The 23176-nt window shown below is 64.2% G+C and carries 18 protein-coding genes; 9 read left to right on the forward strand and 9 right to left on the reverse strand.

Annotated elements, in window-relative coordinates; translation table 11 throughout:
- Positions 1-140: 140 nt before the first annotated feature.
- Both C0Z16_RS01870 and grpE read right to left on the reverse strand, forming a co-directional pair.
- Entirely contained in the window at positions 141-593 is a 453-nt protein-coding gene (locus tag C0Z16_RS01870) for a thioredoxin family protein (protein WP_102630524.1), read from the reverse strand.
- Between the two features lie 88 nt (positions 594-681).
- On the reverse strand, positions 682-1266 hold the full coding sequence (grpE, locus tag C0Z16_RS01875; protein ID WP_102630525.1) for a nucleotide exchange factor GrpE: 585 nt from the start codon (positions 1264-1266) through the stop codon (positions 682-684).
- A gap of 376 nt (positions 1267-1642) precedes the next feature.
- Between grpE and C0Z16_RS38030 the strand changes: the two genes are divergently transcribed.
- Positions 1643-1804 (forward strand): hypothetical protein, encoded by a 162-nt coding sequence (locus C0Z16_RS38030; protein ID WP_167403475.1) that lies wholly within the window; start codon positions 1643-1645, stop codon positions 1802-1804.
- On the opposite strand, the gene C0Z16_RS01880 is transcribed toward C0Z16_RS38030, so the two are convergent.
- The 3 genes from C0Z16_RS01880 to hrcA form a co-directional block, all read right to left on the reverse strand.
- On the reverse strand, positions 1776-2183 hold the full coding sequence (locus C0Z16_RS01880; RefSeq protein ID WP_102630526.1) for an RNA-binding S4 domain-containing protein: 408 nt from the start codon (positions 2181-2183) through the stop codon (positions 1776-1778). The genes C0Z16_RS38030 and C0Z16_RS01880 overlap by 29 nt on opposite strands.
- 8 nt (positions 2184-2191) lie before the next feature.
- Complete coding sequence (gene hemH / locus C0Z16_RS01885) at positions 2192-3262, reverse strand: ferrochelatase (RefSeq protein WP_102630527.1); 1071 nt, start codon at positions 3260-3262, stop codon at positions 2192-2194.
- Positions 3263-3429: 167 nt separating this feature from the next.
- Positions 3430-4449, reverse strand: a complete 1020-nt coding sequence (gene hrcA, locus C0Z16_RS01890; protein WP_102630528.1) for a heat-inducible transcriptional repressor HrcA — start codon at positions 4447-4449, stop codon at positions 3430-3432.
- Between the two features lie 318 nt (positions 4450-4767).
- On the opposite strand from hrcA, the gene C0Z16_RS01895 reads away from it, so the two are divergent.
- Positions 4768-5670, forward strand: a complete 903-nt coding sequence (locus C0Z16_RS01895; RefSeq protein WP_102630529.1) for an NAD kinase — start codon at positions 4768-4770, stop codon at positions 5668-5670.
- 67 nt (positions 5671-5737) lie between these two features.
- The gene (gene recN, locus C0Z16_RS01900; RefSeq protein ID WP_102630530.1) at positions 5738-7408 is read left to right on the forward strand and encodes a DNA repair protein RecN; all 1671 of its coding nucleotides are present in this window, start codon (positions 5738-5740) and stop codon (positions 7406-7408) included.
- A gap of 168 nt (positions 7409-7576) precedes the next feature.
- Here the strand turns inward: recN and glnE are convergent, their stop codons facing one another.
- On the reverse strand, positions 7577-10420 hold the full coding sequence (glnE, locus tag C0Z16_RS01905; protein WP_102630531.1) for a bifunctional [glutamate--ammonia ligase]-adenylyl-L-tyrosine phosphorylase/[glutamate--ammonia-ligase] adenylyltransferase: 2844 nt from the start codon (positions 10418-10420) through the stop codon (positions 7577-7579).
- Between the two features lie 207 nt (positions 10421-10627).
- Here glnE and C0Z16_RS01910 point away from each other — a divergent pair, with 207 nt between their 5' ends.
- The 3 genes from C0Z16_RS01910 (at position 10628) to tldD (ending at position 17432) form a co-directional block, all read left to right on the forward strand.
- Entirely contained in the window at positions 10628-14815 is a 4188-nt protein-coding gene (locus C0Z16_RS01910) for a YhdP family protein (RefSeq protein ID WP_102630634.1), read from the forward strand.
- A 178-nt stretch (positions 14816-14993) separates the two neighbouring features.
- A complete protein-coding gene (locus tag C0Z16_RS01915; protein ID WP_102630532.1) occupies positions 14994-15878 on the forward strand; it encodes a carbon-nitrogen hydrolase family protein in 885 nt (294 codons plus the stop codon).
- A gap of 87 nt (positions 15879-15965) precedes the next feature.
- Positions 15966-17432, forward strand: coding sequence for a metalloprotease TldD (tldD, locus tag C0Z16_RS01920; protein WP_102630533.1), 1467 nt, complete (start codon positions 15966-15968; stop codon positions 17430-17432).
- A gap of 104 nt (positions 17433-17536) precedes the next feature.
- On the opposite strand, the gene C0Z16_RS38035 is transcribed toward tldD, so the two are convergent.
- Positions 17537-17719, reverse strand: a complete 183-nt coding sequence (locus C0Z16_RS38035; RefSeq protein WP_167403472.1) for a hypothetical protein — start codon at positions 17717-17719, stop codon at positions 17537-17539.
- 56 nt (positions 17720-17775) lie between these two features.
- Between C0Z16_RS38035 and aroG the strand changes: the two genes are divergently transcribed.
- Both aroG and C0Z16_RS01935 read left to right on the forward strand, forming a co-directional pair.
- Positions 17776-18849, forward strand: a complete 1074-nt coding sequence (gene aroG / locus C0Z16_RS01925) for a 3-deoxy-7-phosphoheptulonate synthase AroG (RefSeq protein WP_102630534.1) — start codon at positions 17776-17778, stop codon at positions 18847-18849.
- Positions 18850-19035: 186 nt separating this feature from the next.
- Positions 19036-19368 (forward strand): helix-turn-helix domain-containing protein, encoded by a 333-nt coding sequence (locus C0Z16_RS01935; protein WP_102630535.1) that lies wholly within the window; start codon positions 19036-19038, stop codon positions 19366-19368.
- Positions 19369-19460: 92 nt separating this feature from the next.
- On the opposite strand, the gene hmpA is transcribed toward C0Z16_RS01935, so the two are convergent.
- On the reverse strand, positions 19461-20666 hold the full coding sequence (gene hmpA, locus C0Z16_RS01940; RefSeq protein WP_102630536.1) for an NO-inducible flavohemoprotein: 1206 nt from the start codon (positions 20664-20666) through the stop codon (positions 19461-19463).
- 107 nt (positions 20667-20773) lie between these two features.
- On the reverse strand, positions 20774-21328 hold the full coding sequence (locus tag C0Z16_RS01945) for a cob(I)yrinic acid a,c-diamide adenosyltransferase (protein ID WP_102630635.1): 555 nt from the start codon (positions 21326-21328) through the stop codon (positions 20774-20776).
- A 368-nt stretch (positions 21329-21696) separates the two neighbouring features.
- Here C0Z16_RS01945 and C0Z16_RS01950 point away from each other — a divergent pair, with 368 nt between their 5' ends.
- Positions 21697-23112 carry an FAD-linked oxidase C-terminal domain-containing protein gene (locus tag C0Z16_RS01950; protein ID WP_102630537.1) on the forward strand — a complete coding sequence of 472 codons (1416 nt, stop codon included), beginning with the start codon at positions 21697-21699 and terminating at the stop codon, positions 23110-23112.
- Positions 23113-23176: the final 64 nt, after the last annotated feature.

Consider the following 23176-nt stretch of genomic DNA (forward strand, 5'->3'; position numbering starts at 1 on the left):
TACTAATCTCCTGACTTTGATCGCTGCGCGGATCGCCTTGCTTGCCCGTTTGGCGGCAAGGCGATCCGCCCTGAATTCATACCTGCACTCAACATAAGTGCGTCCGCATCGTTTTCAAGACCTCTTTTGCGATGCGGTCTTTAATTTTTTTCAATTGACCGGTGTTTCGCCGGACCCGCGCCGCCGGTTTGCGCGCCGGCTGCCGGCACGCTGGCCGCCCGCATCTTTTCCCGCGCCGCGGCGACAGCGGCCTCGAACTGCCTGAGACCGTGCCATCCGGTTGCCCGGCCGAGCCGTTTGCCGCGGTGAAAGAAGAACCACGTGGGCACGCCGTGAAGCATGAAGCGCCGGCCCAATTCGCGATGCTCGTACACATTGCTGTGAAACCACCGCAGGCCGAGGGCCCGGATTGCGTCCGGTTGCGCGAGCATGGCCTTCTTGGCGATCTCGCAATTGAAGCAGTCGCGTCCCCAGAAGAACACCACGGCGAGTTCGTCCCCGGCTTCTGCGAGGCCGGCGTCGAACGACCCGGCGCTCAACTCCTTCATGTCGAACACCGAGAACGCGGTAGCGTCGACGGGAATATTGGCCATGACGTTGTCTACCGGGTGTTTACCGAGCGAAATACAGCACAAAACACGGACGGAATACGGACGCAACGCCTTACACAGGCTTGCCGGCTTATTTCGGCGCGGCCACCGTCACGAGCGCCGGACGCAGCACGCGGTCCGCGATGACGAAGCCCTTTTGCAGCACGGCAACCACGGTGTTCGGCTCCTGATCCGCCGGCACCATCGAAATAGCCTGATGGCGGTGCGGATCAAATTTCTCGCCGACCGGATTCAGGGCGACGACGCGACCCTTCTCCAGCGCACCAGTGAGCTGGCGCAGCGTGAGTTCGACGCCTTCGCGCACCTTCTGCAGGTCGTCGGACGAATGCGCGACGGCTGCTTCGAGGCTGTCGATCACCGGCAGCAAGTGCTCAGCGAAATTCTCGATCGCAAACTTATGCGCCTTGGCCACGTCTTCCTGCGCGCGGCGGCGCACGTTTTCTGTCTCGGCCTTGGCGCGCAGAAAGCTCTCCTGCAATTCGGCGATCTTCGCCTGCGCTTCGGCCAACGCAGCTTCGGCACCCGTTGCCGGCGTGTCCGTGGCGACGCTTGCAGCGGCCTCCTGCTCTGGAGTGACCGCCTCGGCGGCCTCGCGCGCGGTTTCGTCGGCGGGCGTGGGATTCTGGCTCGTCGGGTTCTCTTGCGTGTTTTCCATGTCGCTGAAAGTCGTTAAAAAATTAAAAGCCAACAATGATGGCGACGCGTAGCCGGCCGGGATTTGTGCGTTGCAAAATCGCGACAGAAATTCAGGCGCGCTACCACGTATCGGAACGGCAGATGGGGCCGGAAGCGCCCGTTTCAAGCGCCTCCGCCGAAATTCTCAAAGCCGGTGCGGCTGGCGGAAATGCGCGGTTACAACCATTTTGAACGCGCAATCAGATTCAGATTGAGCGCGACGTGCAAGTGACCTATGCTCCAGTTACGCAGCGGAAAAACCGCGTTAACCCTAACCTGACGTAATCCTTTCCGCCTTTTTGCAATTTCCACCGTCTGGCTCGTTTCCTTTCTGCACCATCCCAAAAGGGGGTACCGTGAAACTGACCTTTGCAGTCTCGGTGGTCGCACTGGTACTCGTTGCGGGGACCACGACCATCTGTATGTCCGGGGCGGTCAACGAACACACCACCGAATACGGCGGCGTGAACGCGACCATGGAGCAACTCTTCAATCCCCACCTGAAAATCTGTCGATAGTGCGGCGGTCGCGCTTGGTCGGACGGCCGTGCAATGCCTCGGCCGGCTCGCGATACGTCTTGCGACGCTCCTGCTCGGCCTGGCGCTTTTGCCGGCTTTCGTCGGTTTCCGCATAAAGCGTCTGCGCGACGCTGGCAGGGCCGCGCACCTCGCACACGCCCAGAACGTGCACCTGCCAGACGATCCGCTCGATCTCAATCTCCACCAGGTCGCCGACCCGCACATCCTTGGCCGGCTTCACGTTGGCCCCGCCGATGCGCACGCGCCCTTTCTCGACCGCGTCTGCGGCGAGCGAGCGCGTCTTGAAGAAGCGCGCCGCCCAAAGCCATTTGTCGATGCGCAGCTTCGCGCCCGGTTCGGTTGAAATCGTGTAATTCATGAGTCTCGTCAAGCGACTGTGTTGTGCGGTACGGGGACCGCCTGCACCGGCCAGCCCTGCAGATTCTGCGCGACGATTTCGCCGAGCGCCGCGATCCACGCCTGTGACGCGTTCAGGCAAGGTATCCGATGAAACTCCTTGCCGCCGGCATGGAGGAACTCGTCGCGCACTTCCATGCCGATTTCTTCAATCGTCTCAAGGCAGTCGGCGGTAAAGCCTGGACAAAATACATCAGCACGCCGCACGCCTGCCGCGCCCAGTTCCTTCAACGTGGGCGCCGTGTACGGTTGCAGCCATTCGGCCTTGCCGAAGCGCGACTGGAATGTGATGCGGCATTCCACTTGCGTGAGCCCCAGCGCCTGCATCAACAATGCGCCAGTCGACTGGCACTGGGCATGATACGGATCGCCGAGATCCAGCGTGCGCTTGGGCACGCCATGAAAACTCAACACCAGCTTGTCGCCCGCCGCGAAATCCGGCCGGCCGTGATGATGCCAATACTGATGTACCTGCGCGGCAAGCGCGGCAATGTACGCCGGGTGGTCGGCGTACTGGCGCACCGTGCGGATCTCCGGCTGATTGCGCATGCGCTTGAGTGCGGAGAAGGCGTCGTCGAAAGCGGTCGCGGTGGTCGACGACGAATATTGCGGATACATCGGCATCAGCAATACCCGCTCGGCACCGGCGAGCTTGAGTTGATTCAGCATGGCCGGAATGCCGGGCGTGCCGTAGCGCATCGCGTGTTCGACGAGCACCGTGTAGTCGTTCAATTGCAGCAGATGGCGCAAGCCCTCCGCCTGCTTCTCCGTATATACGCGCAGCGGCGAGCCTTCCGGCATCCACACGGCCGCATACTTCTTCGCGGACGCACGGCCTCTGAACGGCAAGATTACTAGCCGCAGAACGATCTGCCACAGCAGCGCCGGAATTTCGACCACACGAGGATCGGAGAGAAATTGCGCGAGATAGCGGCGAACGGCGCGAGGCGTCGGCGCGTCGGGCGTGCCGAGATTGATCAGCAGCACGGCAACACGGTGCGACGTGGCGTTCTGCGAGGGCCGCTCGAGATCGAAGCGCATAGGCAGCAGGAGTAACCGCTCAAAGCGGGGAGTGGATCCAGGTGGAATTCATTATAGCGGCGCGGTTCGTGGCCGCGCTCCTCAGTCGCCCCTGGCCATTCGGCCAATTGGCAAGCCGCGCGCCGTCGCGCATGATGTGCCGCATCGACCGCCGCAATGGTGAGACGCTACTGTTGACTGAGGGTCAGCGAAAGCAGCCGCGCGGTGATGTCGACAATCGGAATCACGCGGTTGTAGGCCATTCGCGTGGGGCCGATTACGCCCAGTGTGCCGACGATCTTGCCGTTCACTTCGTACGGCGCCGTGACAACGCTCATTTCCTCGATAGGCACCAGATTCGACTCGCCGCCTATGAAGATCTGCACGCCCGCAGCATGGCTCGACACGTCGAGCAATTGAAGGAGACTCGTCTTTTGATCGAACACATCGAACAGCTTGCGCAAGCGCGCCATGTCCGACGAAAGGTCGGCGACTTCGAGCAGATTGCGCTCGCCCGAAATCAGCACCGTCTCGCCGGTGTCCGACTCGTCCGTGCTCGCCGTGACCGCCGCGTGCATGAGCGTGGTCATGTCGCCACGCAACTGGTCGATTTCTTCGCGCAGGCGGCGGCGCACTTCGTCGAAAGAAAGACCCGCGAAGTGCGCGTTGATGTAGTTCGACGCCTCCACCAGTTCCGACGGCGAGAAGTCACGCTGGGTCGCCATCATGCGGTTCTGCACGTCGCCTTCCGGCGTCACGATGATGAGCAGAATGCGCTTGTCGGACAGGCGCATGAATTCGATCTGCTTGAACACGTGGCTGCGCCGCGGCGTGAGCACCACACCGGCAAACTGCGACAGATTCGAGAGCACGCTCGCCGCGGCAGCGACGATTTTCTGCGGGTCGCCTGCCTGCAGCGTAGTCTTGACGGTACGCGTGACCGCCTCTTCGTCCGCGGCGGATTCGACGGTCAGCATGGTGTCGACGAAGAGCCGGTAGCCGCGCGGCGTGGGAATGCGCCCCGCGGAAGGATGCGGACTGATCACGAGCCCAAGATCCTCGAGATCCGACATGACGTTGCGAATGGTTGCCGGGCTCAGCTCGAGGCCGGAATAGCGCGACAACGTGCGCGAGCCTACCGGCTGACCTTCGGCAATGTAGCGCTCGATCAGCGTTTTCAGGAGGGTTTGTGCGCGAGGATCTAGCATGACGAAAAAGTTTAGCTCAATGATGCAACTACCGCGAGCGCTAACGGCGCCCATCACCGGCGGATTGTCCGCCGCCCGCCGGGAGCGCGCCTTGCGCCTGATCCATGGCCTGCTGCCGCATCCGCTCCGGCGCGCCGCCCACCCGCTTGTCGACGACCCGACCGGCGGCGCTCCGTTGCAGTTTGTCGGGCGCGCATGTCATCAAGGCTTCACCATTCTAACGATAATCCTGGACTGCGCTCGCGGCCTGGCCTTGCCGGCCAGCCGCCGCGTCCGGGCGCGGTTCTTTTCAGGCCCTACCTATGGTGTAATGCCGGCATGCAAGTGACCAGCCAGTTCAAGACCGTCGCGCTCGTCGGGCGCAACAACACGCCGGGCATCGGTGAGCCCCTGACCGCGCTCGCCTCGTGCATCGCGAGGCGCGGCTTCGACGTCGTTTTCGAAACCGAAACCGCTGCGGAAATTGGCGTCACCGACTATCCGGCGCTACGCCCGGCCGAGATCGGCGCACGCGCCGACGTGGCGATCGTGCTCGGCGGCGACGGCACGATGCTGGGCATCGGCCGGCAGTTGGCGCCGTACCGCACGCCGCTCATCGGCATCAATCACGGGCGGCTCGGCTTCATTACCGACATCCCGATCTCCCATATGAGCGAGATCGTGCCGCAAATGCTGGCAGGCAACTTCGAACGCGAGGAGCGCGTGCTGCTCGAAGCGCGCATCATGCGCCAGGGCAATCCGATCTACCACGCGCTGGCCTTCAACGACGTGGTGGTCAATCGCAGTGGCTTCTCCGGCATGGCGGAACTGCATGTCTCGGTGGATGGCCGCTTCATGTATAACCAGCGCTCCGACGGCCTGATCGTCGCCACACCTACCGGCTCGACGGCCTACGCGCTGTCGTCGCAAGGGCCGATTCTGCATCCGCAATTGCAGGGCATCGTGCTCGTGCCCATCGCGCCGCACGCGCTGTCGAACCGGCCTATCGTGCTGCCAGACGACTCGAAGGTCAGCATTCAGATCGTCTCCGGGCGCGAGGTGAACGTCAATTTCGACATGCAGTCGTTTACCTCGCTGGAATTGGGCGACGCAATCGAAGTGCGCCGCTCGCGTCATACGGTGCCGATGCTGCATCCCGTGGGCTACAGCTACTACGCCACGCTGCGCAAGAAGCTGCACTGGAACGAATACCCGTCGCACGAAGAAGACCCCAAGCCCTGACCGGCACGGAACACCGGAACGCACGCGCCGCTGCTGAAACCGAACACCAAGCCCACAGACGACCCACATGCTTCGCCACCTCTCGATACGCGACTTCGTCATCGTCGCCGCGCTCGACCTCGAATTCGACAGCGGCTTTACTGTTTTCTCCGGCGAAACCGGCGCGGGCAAGTCGATTCTGATCGACGCGCTCGCACTCGCGCTCGGCGCGCGTGCCGATGCAAGCGTCGTGCGCACCGGCGAGAGCCGGGCCGATATCACCGCGGAATTCGAAACGCATACGCAAGTCGACCAATGGCTCGACGAGCAGGCGTTCGGCGCACCCGCGGCTGAAGGCCAGCACGGCGGCACGGTGATGCTGCGCCGCGTGGTGGATGCCAGCGGCCGCTCGCGTGCTTTCATCAACGGCACCGCGGCGACACTGACGCAACTGCGCGAGGTCGGCGAAATGCTGGTGGACATTCATGGCCAGCATGCGCACCAGTTGCTGATGCGCCCGGACGCACAGCGCGAACTGTTCGACACGCATGCGGGCCTTACCGAACTCGCGACTAACGTCACCCGCGCATGGCGTACCTGGCGCGAGAAGGTTCAGGCGGTCGAGCACGCACAAACACGCGACCGCGAATTGCAACTCGAACGCGAGCGCCTCGCCTGGCAGCTCGCGGAACTGGACAAGCTCGCGCCGCAGCCGGGCGAATGGGAAGAGGTCAACAACGAGCATCGGCGGCTGTCGCATTCGGCCAATCTGATCGACGGCGTGCAAGGCGCACTCACTGCACTTTCCGAATCGGACGAGGCGATGATTACCCATCTTTCGTCGATCGTGTCGAAGGTGCGCGACCTCGCGGAAATCGACCCCGCGTTGAACGACGTGCTGGCCGCGCTCGAGCCCGCCGAGATTCAATTGCAGGAAGCGGCGTATTCGCTGAGCCATTACGCACAGAAGCTCGAACTCGATCCACAACGGCTAGCGCAAGTGGAAAAGCGCCTCGAAGCCTTGCATTCGGCCGCGCGCAAATTCCGCTTGCGGCCCGAAACGCTGCCCGAGGAACACGAGACGCGCCGCGCGCAGCTCGCCGCGCTCGACGCCGCGGCCGATCTGGACAGCCTCCACGCAGCCGAAGCCAAGGCGCGTGAAGATTTCCTTGCCGAAGCGAAAAAACTGTCGAAGGCTCGCGCCAAGGCCGGCAAGGCGCTGGGCGCCGCGGTCACGACGGGCATGCAGGAACTGTCGATGAAAGGCGGCAGTTTCGAAGTGGCGCTGGTGCCGCTGCCGGAAGGCGGCGCTCATGGGCTCGAGCAGGTGGAGTTCCGCGTCGCGGGTCATGCAGGGGTGCCGTTGCGGCCGCTCGCGAAGGTCGCGTCGGGAGGCGAACTCGCGCGCATCAGCCTCGCGCTGGCCGTGATCGCCAGCGCCGCGAGCCCGACGCCCACGCTGATCTTCGACGAAGTGGATACAGGCATTGGCGGCGGCGTCGCCGAAGTGGTAGGGCGGCTTTTGCATCAGCTCGGCGAAGCGCGTCAGGTGCTCTGCGTGACGCACTTGCCGCAGGTCGCCGCACGTGGCGACCACCACTTTCAGGTGGCGAAAACGGGCAATGGAAAGGGCGGCACGGTGAGCAGCGTCATTTCGCTCGACAAGGCGAGCCGTGTCGAAGAAGTCGCGCGGATGCTCGGCGGCCTGGAAATCACGCCGACCACTCGCAAGCATGCGAAGGAAATGCTGGCGGCTTAGTCATCTGGCAGCTGCGGCGTACGGCGCGGCCATTAACGTGCGCGCACGTTGATGACGCTGGCGCGGCAGAAGATGCTTAGCGACGCGCGCACCACACTACGAAGGCGCCCGCAAGAGACGCGCAACAAACGCTCAAGCCACGTCCCGCACAACCGCGCCCCGCCCGCATCAACCCTCGCCGAACACCCGCGTCCAAAGCCCGAGCACAGCATCGCGCTCAGTCGCGACCAGGGCCGGCTCCACGCGCGCCTTCTCCATGCCATCCAGCCGCAACGTGTGCTGCAACTTCCGGTACGTCCGATAAGCCGCGCCGACGGTCTCCGCTTCGTGCTCGCTCATCAGCCCCAGACGCGACACTTCGCGCAACAGCGCAATGTTGCCGGTATTGCGAATCAGCTCCGGATCGCGCGCGGCGTGCAGCAGCACCCAGTACTGCACGGCGAATTCGATATCAACCATGCCGCCGCGGTCATGCTTCAGATCAAACAGCGTCGTATGGTTTGGATGCCCCGCGCCGACGCGCTCGCGCATCTCGACGATCTCGCCCGCAAGTTGCGCCGCATCGCGCGGCGTGGTCAGCACCTGTTCGCGGATCGCCTCGAACTCAGCGCCGATCTGCGCGTCGCCCGCACAGTAGCGCGCGCGAGTCAGCGCCTGATGTTCCCAGACCCACGCCGTGTTGGCCGCATCGCCCTCGCGCAGCTGATAGCGGCGAAACGCGTCGAGATCGGTGACGAGCAAACCTGACTCGCCGTTCGGCCGCAAGCGCAAATCGACGTCGAACAAGGTACCCGCGCCGGTTGCGGTCGTGAGCCACGTGATCAGCCGGCGCGTGTAGGTGGAATAGACCTCGGCGGCGGCGTCGGCGGGATCGTCGTAGAGGAAGATCACGTCGAGATCCGACGCGTAGCCCAATTCCTTGCCACCCAGCTTGCCGTACGCAATCACTGCAAAACGCGGCACCTCGCGATGGCGCTTCGGCAACTGGTTCCAGACGGCTTCGAGCGTGACGTCGAGCACGGCATCGGCGAGTTCGGACAAACGGTCGCTCACATGTTCGACGCTCAGTTTGCCGGCAAGGTCGATCAGCAGAATGCGGAACACTTCGGCCTGGTGCGCGTGGCGCAGCAAGTCCATCTGCTGTTCGACGCCGTCTGCGGCGGCAAGGCGCAAGCGCAGCGTGCGCTTGAACTCGGGCCAGTCGAAAGGACTGTTGATCGCTTCGTCGTCGAGCAGTTCGTCGAGCAGTTGCGGATGGCGGATCAGATAGCCGGCCGCCCAGCGCGAGGCGCCGAGCACCGAGAGCACCCGATGCAGCGCCTGCGGATATTCGGTCAGCAACGCGAGATACGCGCCGCGCCGGCCCACCGCTTCGAGGAGATCGAAGAGCCGCGCGAGCGTATCGCCGCGCCGCTCGGGCGGCTCCAACGTGCGCGCGGCTTCGAGAGCGCGCTGCGCGACGATGTCGAAGCGCTGCCGGCTGCGCTCGGCGAGCCCCGCATAACGCGACGAATGCCACACGCCGCGCAGCCGCGCGAGCAGATCGCCCGGCTCAGCCACGCCCAGTTCGATGAGACGCGCCCGCAACGCTTCTTCCGCGCTGTCGTCGGCGAGTGCGCTGCTCCAGACCCAGACGGCCGCGCCGTCCTCGGGCGCGCCGCAACCGTCGCGCCCGCTCACCTTGTCGGCGAAAATCTGGTCGAATTGCTGCTCGACGAATTCACGATGCGCGTCGAGCCGTTCCATCAACATCGCATAGTGGTCGCAGCCCATCGCATGCGCGAGCGCGGCGCGCTCGTCGGCATCAACCGGCATTGCATGCGTTTGCGCGTCGTTGCGATATTGCAGCCGATGCTCCAGCTCGCGCAAAAACCGATAAGCCTGCGAAAGCTTCACGCAGACCGACGTATCGATCAGCCCATGCGTCGCGGCGTGTCGCAATACGGCGAGCGTCGGACGCACGCGAAAACCGGCGTCCTGACCGCCGCGAATCAACTGAAACACTTGCGCGCTGAATTCAATTTCGCGGATGCCGCCGCGCCCGAGCTTGATGTCGTCGGCCTTGTCGGGCCGCATCGACGCGCGGCGCTGCGCCTCCTGGCGAATCTGCAGATGCAGCGCGCGAATCGCGCTGATCACGCCAAAGTCGAGATAGCGGCGATAGACGAACGGCGTCACGATCGCGTCGAGCTGCGTCGAGAGACGCCGCGCCGCGTCGCTCGTGCCTTCGGACACGAGCCGGCCCTTGATCCACGCATAGCGCTCCCACTCGCGGCCCTGCACGTAGAAATATTCTTCGAGCATGCCGAGACTGCACACGAGCGGCCCCGAATCGCCGTTCGGCCGCAGACGCATGTCGACCCGAAACACGTAGCCGTCGGCGGTCACTTCGGCCAACGCGCCGATCAGGCGCTTGCCGAGGCGCGTGAAGAAGTCCTGGGTGGCAATCGGCGAGCGTTGCCCGCCCGCGGTCTCGCCGTCCTCTTCATAAATAAAGATCAGGTCGATGTCCGAGGACACGTTCAGTTCGCGCCCACCGAGCTTGCCCATGCCCACCACGCCGAGCGTGAGCCGCTCGCCCTGCGGGCCGCGTGGCTCGCCAAAGAGCGCTTCGAGTTCGGCGGAGAGCACGGCGAGCGAGCGCTGGATCGTCGTCTCGGCCAGATCGGTCATGGCTCCGGTGACTTCCGCGACGTCCGCCTCGCCGGCAAGGTCGCGTTCCATCACGGCGCAAAACACCTCCGTGCGCAACTGGCGCAGGGCCCGTTTCAGCGCGTCCTCGGTCAACGGAGCGCCGGCCGCGCCGGCCGCTTCCGCGCACAGCGTGTCGAAGCGCGCGTCGATGCGCTGGCGGGTCAGAGGCGCCGACGCAAGCTCCTCCACATGCACGACGAGTTGCGGACGGGCCGCCGCGGCACGTGCCGCGTAATGTGAATAGTTGGAACTCAGAAGAGTGGCGTGAGTCATCAAAGGTCTGGCTCGCTCGTTGCTTGATTGGTGTTCGACTGGCATTAACCGGCGGTTCAGCAGCGCGTCAGCCAGCGCGTCAGCCAGCGCTAACCAGCGCTAACCGGCTCGTCGCGGCAGAGGTTCCGGCACGCCGATGGAGGTCGCGACGCGGTACGCGGACTGGCCTTGCAGGAAGTCCTGCCGACGCTTTCCCGTGTGTTACATTTCGTCGTTAATTCGCAAAACTACCATACGCCCACCCGCCGCAGCATGTCCGAGCGAAACGAATCCGCCGACCCGCAAGAAAACGGGCAGGTCCGGCCTGTGAGCGGAAGCGACCACATCGTGCTGCGTCGGACTCTTCACGTCGTTCTGGCGCTCGCACTCGTCCTGTATTTCATCGCGGCGGGGCTCTTCCTCGGCTTGCGTTATGTGGTGCTGCCGCGCGTCGACGCGTTCCGGCCTCGCATCGAAGCCACCGTCTCCGAAAAGCTGCACACGCAATTCACGATCGGCAAACTGGCGCCGCATTGGAGCGATTTTCAGCCGGGGCTCGACATCACGAATCTGGTGATACGCGACCACGAAGGCAAAGCCGCGCTGACGATACCGCATGCCACCGCCACGCTGTCGTGGCGCTCGCTCTGGCAGTTTCGTCCGGCGCTCTCCAGCCTGATCGTCGACCAGCCCGACGTCCACATTGCGCGCGGCAGCGACGGCGCGCTGTCGGTCGCGGGCGTGCCGGTGCCGACCCGTCACAGCGGCAACGACATCTTGTCGACGTGGCTCGTGCGCCAGGAGGCGATCGTCGTGCGCGGCGGCGTGCTGCGCTGGCGCGACGCCCAGCACAACGCGCCCGAGCTTGCGCTGCGCGACATCCGCATTGCGCTTCTCAACGACGGCTACGATCACCGCCTCGCGCTTCAGGCGCAGCCGGACGGTCAACTGCTGCACGGCCCGATCGATTTCCGTACGCATTTCAGGCACGCGCCGCTCGCCGAGATCGGCAAGCCGATCAACTGGAAAGGGCAGGCCTATGTGTCGACCGGGCCGGTCGATCTGCCCACGCTCGCGCGCTACGTCAAATTCCCGATCGAGACGTTCGCGGGCCGCATCGACAATGCAATCTGGGTCGACTTCGCCGATGGTCGCATGACGTCGGCAAGCGGGCAACTGGCGGGCAGGGACGTCGCTTTGCGCGTGCGGCCCACGCAGCCGAAGCTGCTTTTGCCTGTCACGGATTTCGCCTGGCGCGTCGAAGCCGCGCAAGGCGATTACAAGCTCCAACTGAGCAATCTGCACGCCGAACTCGGCCAGCCGCCGCTAGCGGACGGCACGCCGCTCACCCGCACGCTCGCGTTCACCGAGCTGAACGGACGTTACCGGATGGCCTCGCAGCAACATGGGCAACTCGTCAGCGTCTCCGGCGACCGCGTCGACCTCGGGATCCTCGCAGAATTCAGCCGTGCGCTGCCGCTGCCGCGGCGTCTGTTGAACAATCTCGTGCGCTTCAACCCGCGCGGTCTGGTCGCCAACTACGTGATCGAAGTGGAGCGCGGCAAGCCGGAGTCCGGCGAGCCTGGCAGCGACCGGGGTTCAGTGGGAGCGGAGCCGATCCAACGTTATCGCTTCAAGGGCGATCTGCAAGGCATCAGCGTCGCCGCGCAGGAACCGCCACCAGGGCTCACCGCGCGCAATCACCCCCGCGCCGGCATTCCGGGTATCGAGAATCTGTGGGGCCGCGTCGATGCCGATGAACGCCGCGGCACGGCCACGCTCGACACGTCCAATGTCGCAATCACGCTGCCGGGTGTGTTCGACGATCCGCGCCTCACGCTCGACCGTCTGCATGGCCGCGCCGACTGGACCATCACGCCGAAAGCGCCGGGCGAGAACCACCCGGCGTTCACGGTGAAGCTGGCCGATCTCGGCGTCTCCAATGCGGACGTTGCGGCCACCGCCAGCGCGGACTACAGCAACCCTGGCCACGGCCGCGGCTCACTCCACCTGAGAGCCGATTTCGAGCGCGCCCAGGTGTCGCGCATCGTCCGCTATCTGCCGACCAGCATCAGCGAGAAATTGCGCATCTATCTGGGCCACGGCTTGCAGGCCGGCATCTCGCGCGGCGCGACGATCGAGGTGCACGGCGATCTGACCAAATTCCCGTACTCGCGCGATCCGGAGGCGGGCGTCTTCCATATCGTCGCGCCGTTCAAAGGCGGCAAGTTCGACCCGTCGCCGTATCCGCCGCGCAACATGCGAAACGGCACGCCGAACGTGTGGCCTCCGCTCGACGGCATCGACGGCGTGTTCGAGCTGAAGCAGAACCTGCTGCGCTTCGATATCGACCGCGCGCGCTACAAGCGGGTTGCGCTGCGCGGCGTCAACGGCAGGATCGACGATCTCGGCACGCGCGAGTCGAACCTCGTCATCAAGGGCGACGGTCTGGGGCCGCTTGCCGACATGCTCGACTATGTGAACGAAAGCTCGCTCGGCATCATGGCTCGGCATCAGACCGAAAAGATTCGCGCCGAAGGGCCCGCGTCGCTCGCGCTCAAACTGACGGTGCCGCGCACGCCGATGCCGCACATCGGCGTGGAAGGCGCGGTGGGCTTCCAGAACAATCGTCTGGCGGTCGAAAACGTGCCGCCGCTGTCGCAACTGAAAGGCAAGGTGCGCTTTACCGAACGCTCCGCGCAGACCGACCGGCTCACCGCGCAGTTTCTCGGCGGCGACGTGCGTGCCAACGGCGGGCTGAAGCAGGACGGCACATACGCGCTCGACGTGGACGGCCATATCGCCGTCGATGCCGCGCGCGGTCTCGATCTGCATGGCCCTGCCGCGCAGGTGCTCACGCGCATGAGCGGCAGCGCGCCGTATGCGCTGACCGTGCGCGGCGCCAGAGGCAAGCTGCCGCAAGTCACGGCGAACTCCGATCTCACCGGCCTCGCGCTCGATTTCCCGGCGCCGTTCAACAAGCCGGTCGGCGCGCCGATGCCGCTGCACCTGGCCGCGGGCCCATCGACGGTTGCCGGCGAAAGCGGACTGGAGCGCGCCGAACTCAACTTCGGCCCCATCGCCGCCCGCTATCTGCTGGACTACGAGCCGAAAAGGCCGCCGACGGTAATGCGCGGCGCGATCGGCGTGAACCGGCCGGCTGACTTGCCGTCCGAAGGCGTGATCGCCGCCGTCGACGTTGAAGCATTCGACGCCGACGCGTGGCGTGCGCTCATCGTGCAGATGCGCAGCAAGGAAGCGCCCGCCGCACCGCCGACGCCGGTCACTCCCAACCCGACGGTCGCCCAGTTCCTGCCGAACCGGTTCGCGCTGCATATCGGCACCTTGACGCTGCTCAAGCGTCACTGGGAGAGCGTGATCGTCGGCGCTTCGCACGCGGACGGCAAATGGCAGGCGAACATTGCGTCCAATCAGGTTTCGGGCCACGTTTCCTGGTTGCCGGGCGCCGACAAAGCGTCGCCCGGCACGCTGCAGGCGCGATTTGCGCGCGTCGTGATTCCGTCGGTCGCGGACAACGATCTGCTCGGTCAGGTCATGTCGGCTCCGGCGCAGAACATGCCGTCGATCGACCTGGTGGTGAACGATCTGATCGTGCGCGACCGCAGTATCGGCCGGCTCGAAGTGGAAGCGCACAACTTCGACGAAGACGGGGTGCCAGTCTGGCAACTCGACAAGCTGAACATCGCGAACTCCTCGGCCGCGCTGACGGCGACGGCGAACTGGCGCACTTCGACCGAACTGGGCAACGCTGCCGACGAAACCACGCCGCGGCGCACCGTGTTCGATTTCAAGCTCGACATCAAGGACGCCGGCGGCCTGCTCGAGCGCTTCGGCCAGCCGCGCACGCTGAAGGCCGGCAGCGGGACGCTGTCGGGCAAGGTCGTATGGCGCGGCGGCCCGACCACGATCGACTATCCGACGCTCAACGGCAATGTGGCTGTGGACCTGCGACACGGCCAGATTCTCAAGGTCGATCCGGGCGTCGCCAAGCTGCTCGGCGTGCTCAGTCTGCAGAGCCTCGCGCGCTTCGCCACGCTGAATTTCCGCGACGTGATCGGCGAGGGTCTGCCGTTCGAGCACGTCACCGGCACCGCGCAGATTCGCAACGGCATTGGCCGCACGGAGAACTTCGAGATGGTGACGGCACCGGCCCGCGCCGCGATGAAAGGCTCCGTCGATCTGGCCCAGGAAACCCAGGATCTGCACGTCCAGATCGTGCCGACCGTGAGCGCGGGCGCGGCCGTCGTCGCGGCGGCGGTGATCAATCCGTTCCTGGGCCTGGGCGCGCTCGTCGCCGATCTCGCGTTCAGCAAATCGATCTCGCACGCGTTCGCGCGGGAGTACGCGATCACCGGCTCGTGGTCGAAACCTCACATTGAGCGGGTGAAGAGCGATCGGGGTAAGATGGACGCTCCGGCTTCGGCCGTGGGCGCGAACTGAGCGCTGCTGATCGACGCTTAGCTCCACGCCTCGGTTCGACGCTTTCGATCGACGCTTCGGACCAATTCCGGGTCGAAAGCGCGCGGCGCCGCACCGGCGGCCCGAGCCAGTCCTGAACGACGTATGCGGCGCCGGATGTTCGGCCGACCGCCTTTGCCGGGAGTTTTTCGAAACGCTCATGAGCGAAACACACGTCTCTTCATCTTCGTCCTCCGGCTTGTCCGCCACAGCGCCCCGCGGTTCGCAGCAAGACCAGCCACGCGCCTTCCGCGTCGCTGCGCTGCAAATGGTGAGCACGCCCGATCGCGAGCGAAATCTGGCCGATGCGGAGCGCCTGATCGGCGAAGCCGCGGCCGATGGCGCGCAACTCGTCCTCTTGCCCGAATACTTCTGCTTCATGGGTTTCAAGGACACGGACAAGCTCACCGTGCGCGAGGCCTATCGCGACGGCCCGATCCAGCGCTTTCTCGCGGACGCCGCGCGCCGCCACAAGCTGTGGGTGATCGGCGGCACGCTGCCGATCACGGCGCCCGAAGCGTCGCGCGTGTTGAACACCACGCTGGTGTTCGACCCGCAGGGCAACGAGGCGGCGCGCTACGACAAGATCCATTTGTTCAACTTCGAAAAAGGCGAGGAATCGTTCGACGAGGCGCGCACCATCTGCCCCGGCGGCGAGGTCCGCACCTTCGAGGCGCCGTTCGGCCGCGTGGGTCTGTCGGTCTGCTACGATCTGCGCTTTCCCGAACTCTACCGGCGCATGGGCGATTGCGCGCTGATCGTGGTGCCGTCGGCGTTCACTTACACGACTGGCCGCGCGCATTGGGAAATGCTGCTGCGCGCCCGCGCAGTCGAGAACCAGTGCTACGTGCTGGCCGCGGCGCAAGGCGGCAAACATGAGAATGGCCGCCGCACCTGGGGCCACAGTATGCTGATCGACCCGTGGGGCGAGGTCGTCGCGGTGCGCGACGAAGGCGCCGGCGTGGTCGCGGGCACGCTCGAGCGCGCGCGCATCGACGAAGTGCGGCAGAGCCTGCCCGCCTGGCGTCATCGGGTGCTGACTTAAAAGTGACATTGAAACTGCGGCGTCTCTCACTCATATAGTGACGGTGGCGCTAACCGAATCCTTCGTATCGAGCAGAACATACTTCGCATGAACATCATCGAACCCGGTATCCGTAATCTCGCCACCGCCAAGGACATCCTCCTGACGCCCTATGGTCTCGACGAATCCCTGCTCACCCGCACGCTCGCCGAAATCTTCACGCATCGCGTGGACTATGCGGACCTATATTTCCAGGCCACGCGCAGCGAAGCATGGAGTCTCGAAGAAGGCATCGTGAAGTCGGGCAGTTTCAGTATCGACCAGGGCGTCGGCGTGCGCGCCGTGTCGGGCGACCGCACGGCTTTTGCATACTCGGACGACCTGTCGCCCGAAGCGATTCGCCAGGCGGCCATCGCCACGCGCTCGATCGCCAAGGCAGGCGGCGGCAAGCAGAAGATCAAGGTGGCTTCATCGCTGACCGGCATTGCCGGGCGCGATTTGTATCTGCCCGCCGATCCGCTGCATTCGCTCGACGCGACCGCCAAGGTCAAGCTGCTCGAGCGTGTCGAACAGATGGCGCGCGGCCGCGATCCGCGCATCCAGCAAGTGATGGCCGGCCTCGCCGGCGAATACGACGTCGTGCTGGTGGCGCGCAGCGACGGCGGCTTTGCGGCGGATATCCGTCCGCTCGTGCGCGTGTCGGTCACGGTGATCGCCGAGCAGAACGGCCGCCGCGAGATCGGCAGCGGCGGCGGTGGTGGCCGCTTCGACTACAGCTATTTCACCGACGAAGTGCTGTCGCGCTACGTCGACGACGCGGTGCATGCGGCACTCGTTAACCTCGAAGCGCGCCCCGCTCCGGCCGGCGCGATGACCGTTGTGCTCGGACCGGGCTGGCCCGGCGTGTTGCTGCACGAAGCAATCGGCCACGGGCTCGAAGGCGACTTCAACCGCAAGGGCTCGTCGGCGTTCGCGGGGCGCATCGGCGAGCGGGTCGCGGCCAAGGGCGTGACTGTCGTCGACGACGGCACGCTGCCGAATCGCCGCGGCTCGCTCAACATCGACGACGAAGGCAATCCGACGCAATGCACGACGCTGATCGAAGACGGCATTCTGAAGGGCTACATCCAGGACACGCTCAATGCGCGTCTGATGAAGATGCCGGTCACGGGCAACGCGCGCCGTGAGTCGTACGCGGCGCTGCCCATGCCGCGCATGACCAACACCTACATGCTCAACGGCGACAAGGACCCGCAGGAAATCATCGAGTCCGTGAAGAACGGCTTGTATGCGGTGAATTTCGGCGGCGGCCAGGTTGACATCACGAATGGCAAGTTCGTGTTCTCGGCCTCCGAGGCGTACATGATCGAAGACGGCAAGATCACTTACCCGGTCAAGGGCGCGACGCTGATCGGCAGCGGGCCGGAATCGCTCAAGTTTGTCAGCATGATCGGCAACGACATGAAGCTCGATTCGGGCGTCGGCGTGTGCGGCAAGGAAGGCCAGAGCGTGCCGGTGGGCGTCGGTCAGCCGACGCTACGGATCGACCGGATGACGGTCGGCGGTACGGCCTGAAAGTAAGCAATCGCATATTTCGTGCATGCAACGCGGGAAATATGCGGTTTTCCCGCATTTTCCAGCGGTACAGCTTGCCAACCGAGCTTGCCCGGGTTATAAAGTCAGTCACCCTCTTTGACCAGCGACCCCATTTCGCCATGTCCGCCAAGTTTTACTTTTACTTTTTCTGGTATCTCAGACCGCTGGCGGATCGAGAGGGGTGTTAGTGCACGCAGGACACCGAGAATTCCCGAAAAACCGCCAGCGAGTCTGGCGGTTTTTTTTCGCCTTACGTCTTTGAACATTTTGTTTTGCACGCGCCGCCGCGCAAACACGCTACGAACCGATTCAGGAGAACAACATGCCCCCGCACAACACCGACGATGTCCGCATTCGCGAATTGAAAGAACTCACGCCGCCCGCTCATCTGATCCGCGAATTCGCCTGCGACGAAACGGTGTCCGACGTGATCTACAACTCGCGCACAGCCATGCATCGCATTCTGCACGGCATGGATGACCGGTTGATCGTGATCATCGGGCCCTGCTCGATTCACGATACGAAAGCGGCAATAGAGTATGCCGGCCGTCTCGTCGAACTGCGCAAGCGCTTCGCGGGCGAACTTGAAGTCGTGATGCGTGTGTACTTCGAAAAGCCGCGCACGACGGTGGGCTGGAAGGGTCTCATCAACGACCCGCATATGGACAACAGCTTCAAGATCAACGAAGGCCTGCGTACCGCGCGTGAGCTGCTGCTGCGCATCAACGAACTCGGCCTGCCGGCCGGCACCGAATACCTCGACATGATCAGCCCGCAGTACATCGCCGATCTGATCTCGTGGGGTGCAATCGGCGCGCGGACCACCGAATCGCAAGTGCACCGTGAACTCGCTTCGGGTCTATCGTGCCCGGTCGGCTTCAAGAACGGCACGGACGGCAACGTGAAGATCGCCGTCGACGCCATCAAGGCCGCTTCGCAGCCGCACCATTTCCTGTCGGTCACGAAGGGTGGGCATTCGGCGATCGTATCGACGGCCGGCAACGAGGATTGCCACATCATCCTGCGCGGCGGCAAGACGCCGAATTACGACGCGGACAGCGTGAATGTCGCGTGCTCGGACATCGGCAAGGCCGGTCTTGCGGCGCGTCTGATGATCGACGCGAGCCACGCGAACAGCTCGAAAAAGCACGAGAACCAGATTCCGGTGTGCGCAGACATCGGGCATCAAATTGGTTCGGGCGACGAACGAATTGTCGGCGTGATGGTGGAATCGCACCTGGTGGCGGGCCGTCAGGACTTGCAGGAAGGCTGCTCTCTGACGTACGGCCAGAGCATCACCGACGCGTGCATCGGCTGGGAGGAAAGCGTTGCCGTGCTGGAAGGTCTCGCGGAGGCGGTCAAGCAGCGGCGCGTGGCGCGCGGAAGCGGCAACTGATCGTCGTTCGCCTGCATCGTTGCGCGATGCAGTTTGCGCAAGAAAAACCCGGCTCGAGAGGCCGGGTTTTTCGTTTATTGGCCGAATGGATGAATGGTGCTCAACGGGCAGAAGTTGGCACCGCACGACAGGCTGATTGCCGAGACGCGGTATCGCGCCATCGTTAATGATAGGAAACCTTAACAAATGACGATCGACACCAAAATTCGTCACGTGACAAAGCCCGGCGCGAACGTGTTCCTCGAACTGGGCTTTTTCGCCGATGAGGCTAAGCGCCTGCACGCCGCGTCGCAAAAGCAGATCAACGACACGCGGTTGCTCAAAGAGCAGCTCATGACCGAACTATCCAGCTGGATCGAGCAGCATCACCTGAAACAGACGGAAGCCGCCGAAATTCTCATGGTCTCGCGCCCGCGCGTGTCGGACGTGGTCAACAAGAAAACCACCAGGTTCACCATCGACACGCTGGTCGAAATGCTGAGCCGGATCGGCAAGCCGGTCACGTTGGCGGTCGGATAGCACGTATATGGCTCGCGCGGGATGCGCCTCATTGCGCCTCATTGCGCGGCTTGCCATGCATCGGCTGCTTTTCGACGGCTGCCGGACGACTGTTACTCAACCGCGCCCGAACCGAACACTTCAGTATGAATCCGCGCTGCGTCCACGCCGAGCGCTGCGAGCGCATCACTCTGCGCGCGCATGAAAGGCACCGGTCCGCAAATGTAGTAGTCGGCGTCCGGCACGATGATCCGATCGGCGATTTTCGTCACGTCGAGGCGGCCCTCGAAATCGTAGTCGACACCTTGCCGGTCGCCCGTCTCGACCGCCTCGTAGGACACGGCGCGCGTTAAGTTGGAATGCGCCGCTACGGTCTCGTTGAGCCACTGCCGGAACGCATGCACGCGGCTGTTTCGGCATGCGTGCACGAAGGTGACGCTCCGCTCACTTCCGTCGGCGACTAAGGTTGAGAGCATGGAGGTCATCGGCGTTACGCCCACGCCACCGCTCATCAGCACGACCGGCGTGGTCTTCTTCCGATCGAGCGTGAAGTCGCCCATCGGTGCACTCACATGCACGACCGCACCCTCTTCCACACCAGCGTGCAGCAGGTTCGACACATGGCCAGGCGCGGCATCTTCGCGACCGTCTTCGCGCTTCACAGAAATGCGCAGCCACTTGCCATGCGGCGCGTCCGACATGCTGTACTGACGCGGCTGATCGACGCCGAGTTTGTCGACAAAGCGCTTCACGCTCACGTACTGACCGGGTTCGAAGTCGCACGCCGCCGAGCCGTCGGCGGGGGTCAGGTAGAAGGAAGTGATCTCGTCGCTCTCCACTTGCTTGCGCGCCACCTTGAACGGGCGGAAGCCGCTCCATGCCGCGCCCTCGTACAGTTTCGCCTCCGTGCCGACGAAGATATTGGCGAGCTGCCCATACGCGACTTCCCACGCGTCCAGCGTGGGCTGATCGACCGCGTCACCAAGCACGTCGACAATCGCACCCAGCAGATGGCGGCCGACAATCGGATAGTGCTCGGGCCGAATATTCAGGCTCGCGTGCTTATTGGCGATCCGTGAGACGGTCGGGCCGAGCGCGCCCAGATTGTCGATGTTGGCCGCGTATGCATACACGGCACGGGCGAGCGTTTCCGGCTGGTTGCCGCTCTGCTGATGCGTCTGGTTGAACAGATTCTTCAGCTCGGGATGGTGCGCGAACATGCGCTTGTAGAAATGCCGGGTGATCGTGGTGCCATGTTCGGCGAGCACGGGAACCGTGGCTTTGACGCGGGCAATCTGGTCGGCGGTAAGAGCGGTCATTCGTACTTCTCCTAAAAGATGTATTTACGATACCTCTTAAAGGCCGCAATTTCCCTCAGGCAGATTGTCGCACTCGCATTGCCGCTGGCCGGACAGCCGCCTCGCTCTCAGTTGTGGCCGCGGTCGTGCTGCCAGAGCACGTCGGTGCCGCCGTCGGCGCGATTGAGCACGCGTGCAAGTACGAACAGCAGGTCTGACAGCCGGTTCACATACTGACGCGGCGCGGCGTTAATGGTCTCCTGCTCGCCAAGCGCAACAATCGCGCGTTCAGCGCGACGGCAAACCGTGCGGCACACGTGCGCGAGCGACGCTCCGCGCGAGCCGCCCGGCAAGATGAACTCCTTCAGCGGCGGCAGCGCCGCGTTGTAGTCGGCGAGCCAGCCGTCGAGTTGGGCGAGATGACGGTCGGTGATCATCGTGTGGCCCGGAATGCAAAGCTCGCCGCCCAAGTCGAACAGGTCATGCTGGATTGCCACGAGCGCCGCTCGCACGTTCTCGGGCAGCGTTTCGCACAGGAGCACGCCGAGATTCGAGTTGAGTTCGTCGACGTCGCCGATTGCGGCAATGCGCGCACTGTCCTTGCGGACGCGGCCGCCGTCGCCGAGGCCGGTGGTGCCGTCGTCGCCCGTACGGGTGGCAATCTTGCTCAAGCGGTTACCCATGATGTCTCCCATGCATTCAATGTCGATGCTCGCGCCAATCGCGGGAATCACCGCGCCGGCAGCGCATCGAGCGTCGGTAGAGCGAAGGTTTATGGCACTGCGCAGGCCGGTAGGCAAGCGCCGCACCCCACCGCACCACCACCGCGTTAACCATATTGCGCGGATTGCTCAGCCGCCGCCATTATAGGAGCGATGGTCGGCAGAAGCCTCCCTGAACAAGGGAAGCGGCGCCAGGCCGGCAAGAAAACGATCGGAGTAAAATGAAACATCTGCTGAAAAATCGCTCGACCCATAATTATTAGCAGGCCCTTTTCATGGGACCGGAGTCAGTGCTGAAGCACTAACTCCGGTCGACACAGGAGACATGCGTGAACCACCCCGTTCCGCCGGCCCCGCTGCGCCGGCCGTTCCCCGCCGAGTTGTTGAGCACGCTCAAGGACAGCTTCGGCGAGCGCGTATCGGTCGCCGAAGCTGTGCGCGCCCATCATGGCCGCGACGAGTCGCCGTTCGATCCGCAACTGCCTGACGCCGTCGTCTTCGCGCGCAACACGGAAGACGTGCAAACCGCCGTCAAGCTTTGCGGCCAGTACAACGTGCCGATCATTCCGTATGGCAACGGCTCGTCGCTGGAAGGACATTTACTGGCCGTGCAGGGCGGCGTGTCGATCGATCTGTCGGAAATGAACCGAGTTCTGTCGATCAACGCGGAAGACCTGACCGTCACCGTCGAGCCCGGCATTTCGCGCAAGCAGTTGAACGAAGCGCTGCGCGACACGGGCCTTTTCTTCCCGATCGACCCGGGCGCGGACGCGAGCATCGGCGGCATGTCGGCCACGCGCGCGTCGGGTACGAACGCGGTGCGCTACGGCACGATGCGCGAGAACGTGCTCGGCCTGAGCGTGGTGCTGGCCGACGGCCGCGTCATCAAGACCGGCACGCGGGCGCGCAAGTCGTCCGCGGGTTACGACCTGACGCGTCTGTTCGTCGGGTCCGAAGGCACGCTCGGCGTGATCACGGAAATCACCGTGCGGCTTTATCCGCAGCCGGAAGCGGTGTCCGCCGCCGTGTGCGCATTCCCGTCGATGGGCGATGCGGTGCGCGCCGTCATCGAAACGATTCAGATCGGCGTGCCGATTGCGCGCGTGGAGTTCGTCGACGCGCTCGCGATCCGCTCGATCAACCGGCATTCGAATCTGACGCTGCGCGAAGCGCCGACGCTGTTCTTCGAATTCCATGGCACCGAGGCCGGCGTGAAGGAACAGGCCGAGCTCGTACAGGAACTCGCCGCGCAGAACGCGGGAGAAGGTTTCGAATGGGCGACGCGGCCGGAAGACCGTAGCCGTCTGTGGAACGCCCGCCACAACGCCTATTTCGCGATGCTGCAACTGAAGCCCGGCTGCCGCGCCGTCACGACGGACGTCTGCGTGCCGATCTCGCGGCTCGCGGAATGCGTCGTGGAAACGGAGCAGGACCTGAAGGCGTCGCCGCTGCCCTGCCCGATCGTCGGCCATGTCGGCGACGGCAATTTCCACGTCGCGATCCTCATCGATCCGGATAAGCCGGAGGAACTGGCCGAGGCGGAACGGTTGAACCATCGCATCGTGCAACGCGCGCTGCGCATGGACGGCACGTGCACGGGCGAGCATGGCGTCGGTCTGCACAAAATGGGCTTTCTGCTGGAAGAACACGGCGACGTCGCTGTCGCTACCATGCGCTCGATCAAGCACGCGCTCGATCCGCACAATCTGATGAACCCCGGCAAGATTTTTAGCTGGGCGGCTTGAGCGTCCGGAGCTCGCGCCCGGCCGCGACCGGGCGTGATCGAACCCCGCCCCGGCGACTGCGCGA

The sequence above is a fragment of the Paraburkholderia rhynchosiae genome, assembly GCF_002879865.1.
GTDB classification, from domain to species: domain Bacteria; phylum Pseudomonadota; class Gammaproteobacteria; order Burkholderiales; family Burkholderiaceae; genus Paraburkholderia; species Paraburkholderia rhynchosiae.

Excerpts from the sequence above, each read along its gene's own strand:
- C0Z16_RS01915 (WP_102630532.1), top strand. The coding sequence starts at position 14,994 with ATGAGCGAAACACACGTCTCTTCATCTTCGTCCTCCGGCTTGTCCGCC.
- recN (WP_102630530.1), top strand. The coding sequence starts at position 5,738 with ATGCTTCGCCACCTCTCGATACGCGACTTCGTCATCGTCGCCGCGCTC.
- glnE (WP_102630531.1), bottom strand. The coding sequence starts at position 10,420 with ATGCCAGTCGAACACCAATCAAGCAACGAGCGAGCCAGACCTTTGATG.
- grpE (WP_102630525.1), bottom strand. The coding sequence starts at position 1,266 with ATGGAAAACACGCAAGAGAACCCGACGAGCCAGAATCCCACGCCCGCC.
- C0Z16_RS01935 (WP_102630535.1), top strand. The coding sequence starts at position 19,036 with ATGACGATCGACACCAAAATTCGTCACGTGACAAAGCCCGGCGCGAAC.
- hemH (WP_102630527.1), bottom strand. The coding sequence starts at position 3,262 with ATGCGCTTCGATCTCGAGCGGCCCTCGCAGAACGCCACGTCGCACCGT.
- aroG (WP_102630534.1), top strand. The coding sequence starts at position 17,776 with ATGCCCCCGCACAACACCGACGATGTCCGCATTCGCGAATTGAAAGAA.
- C0Z16_RS01910 (WP_102630634.1), top strand. The coding sequence starts at position 10,628 with ATGTCCGAGCGAAACGAATCCGCCGACCCGCAAGAAAACGGGCAGGTC.
- C0Z16_RS01870 (WP_102630524.1), bottom strand. The coding sequence starts at position 593 with ATGGCCAATATTCCCGTCGACGCTACCGCGTTCTCGGTGTTCGACATG.
- C0Z16_RS01945 (WP_102630635.1), bottom strand. The coding sequence starts at position 21,328 with ATGGGTAACCGCTTGAGCAAGATTGCCACCCGTACGGGCGACGACGGC.
- tldD (WP_102630533.1), top strand. The coding sequence starts at position 15,966 with ATGAACATCATCGAACCCGGTATCCGTAATCTCGCCACCGCCAAGGAC.
- C0Z16_RS01895 (WP_102630529.1), top strand. The coding sequence starts at position 4,768 with ATGCAAGTGACCAGCCAGTTCAAGACCGTCGCGCTCGTCGGGCGCAAC.
- C0Z16_RS01880 (WP_102630526.1), bottom strand. The coding sequence starts at position 2,183 with ATGAATTACACGATTTCAACCGAACCGGGCGCGAAGCTGCGCATCGAC.
- hrcA (WP_102630528.1), bottom strand. The coding sequence starts at position 4,449 with ATGCTAGATCCTCGCGCACAAACCCTCCTGAAAACGCTGATCGAGCGC.
- hmpA (WP_102630536.1), bottom strand. The coding sequence starts at position 20,666 with ATGACCGCTCTTACCGCCGACCAGATTGCCCGCGTCAAAGCCACGGTT.
- C0Z16_RS38035 (WP_167403472.1), bottom strand. The coding sequence starts at position 17,719 with ATGTTCAAAGACGTAAGGCGAAAAAAAACCGCCAGACTCGCTGGCGGT.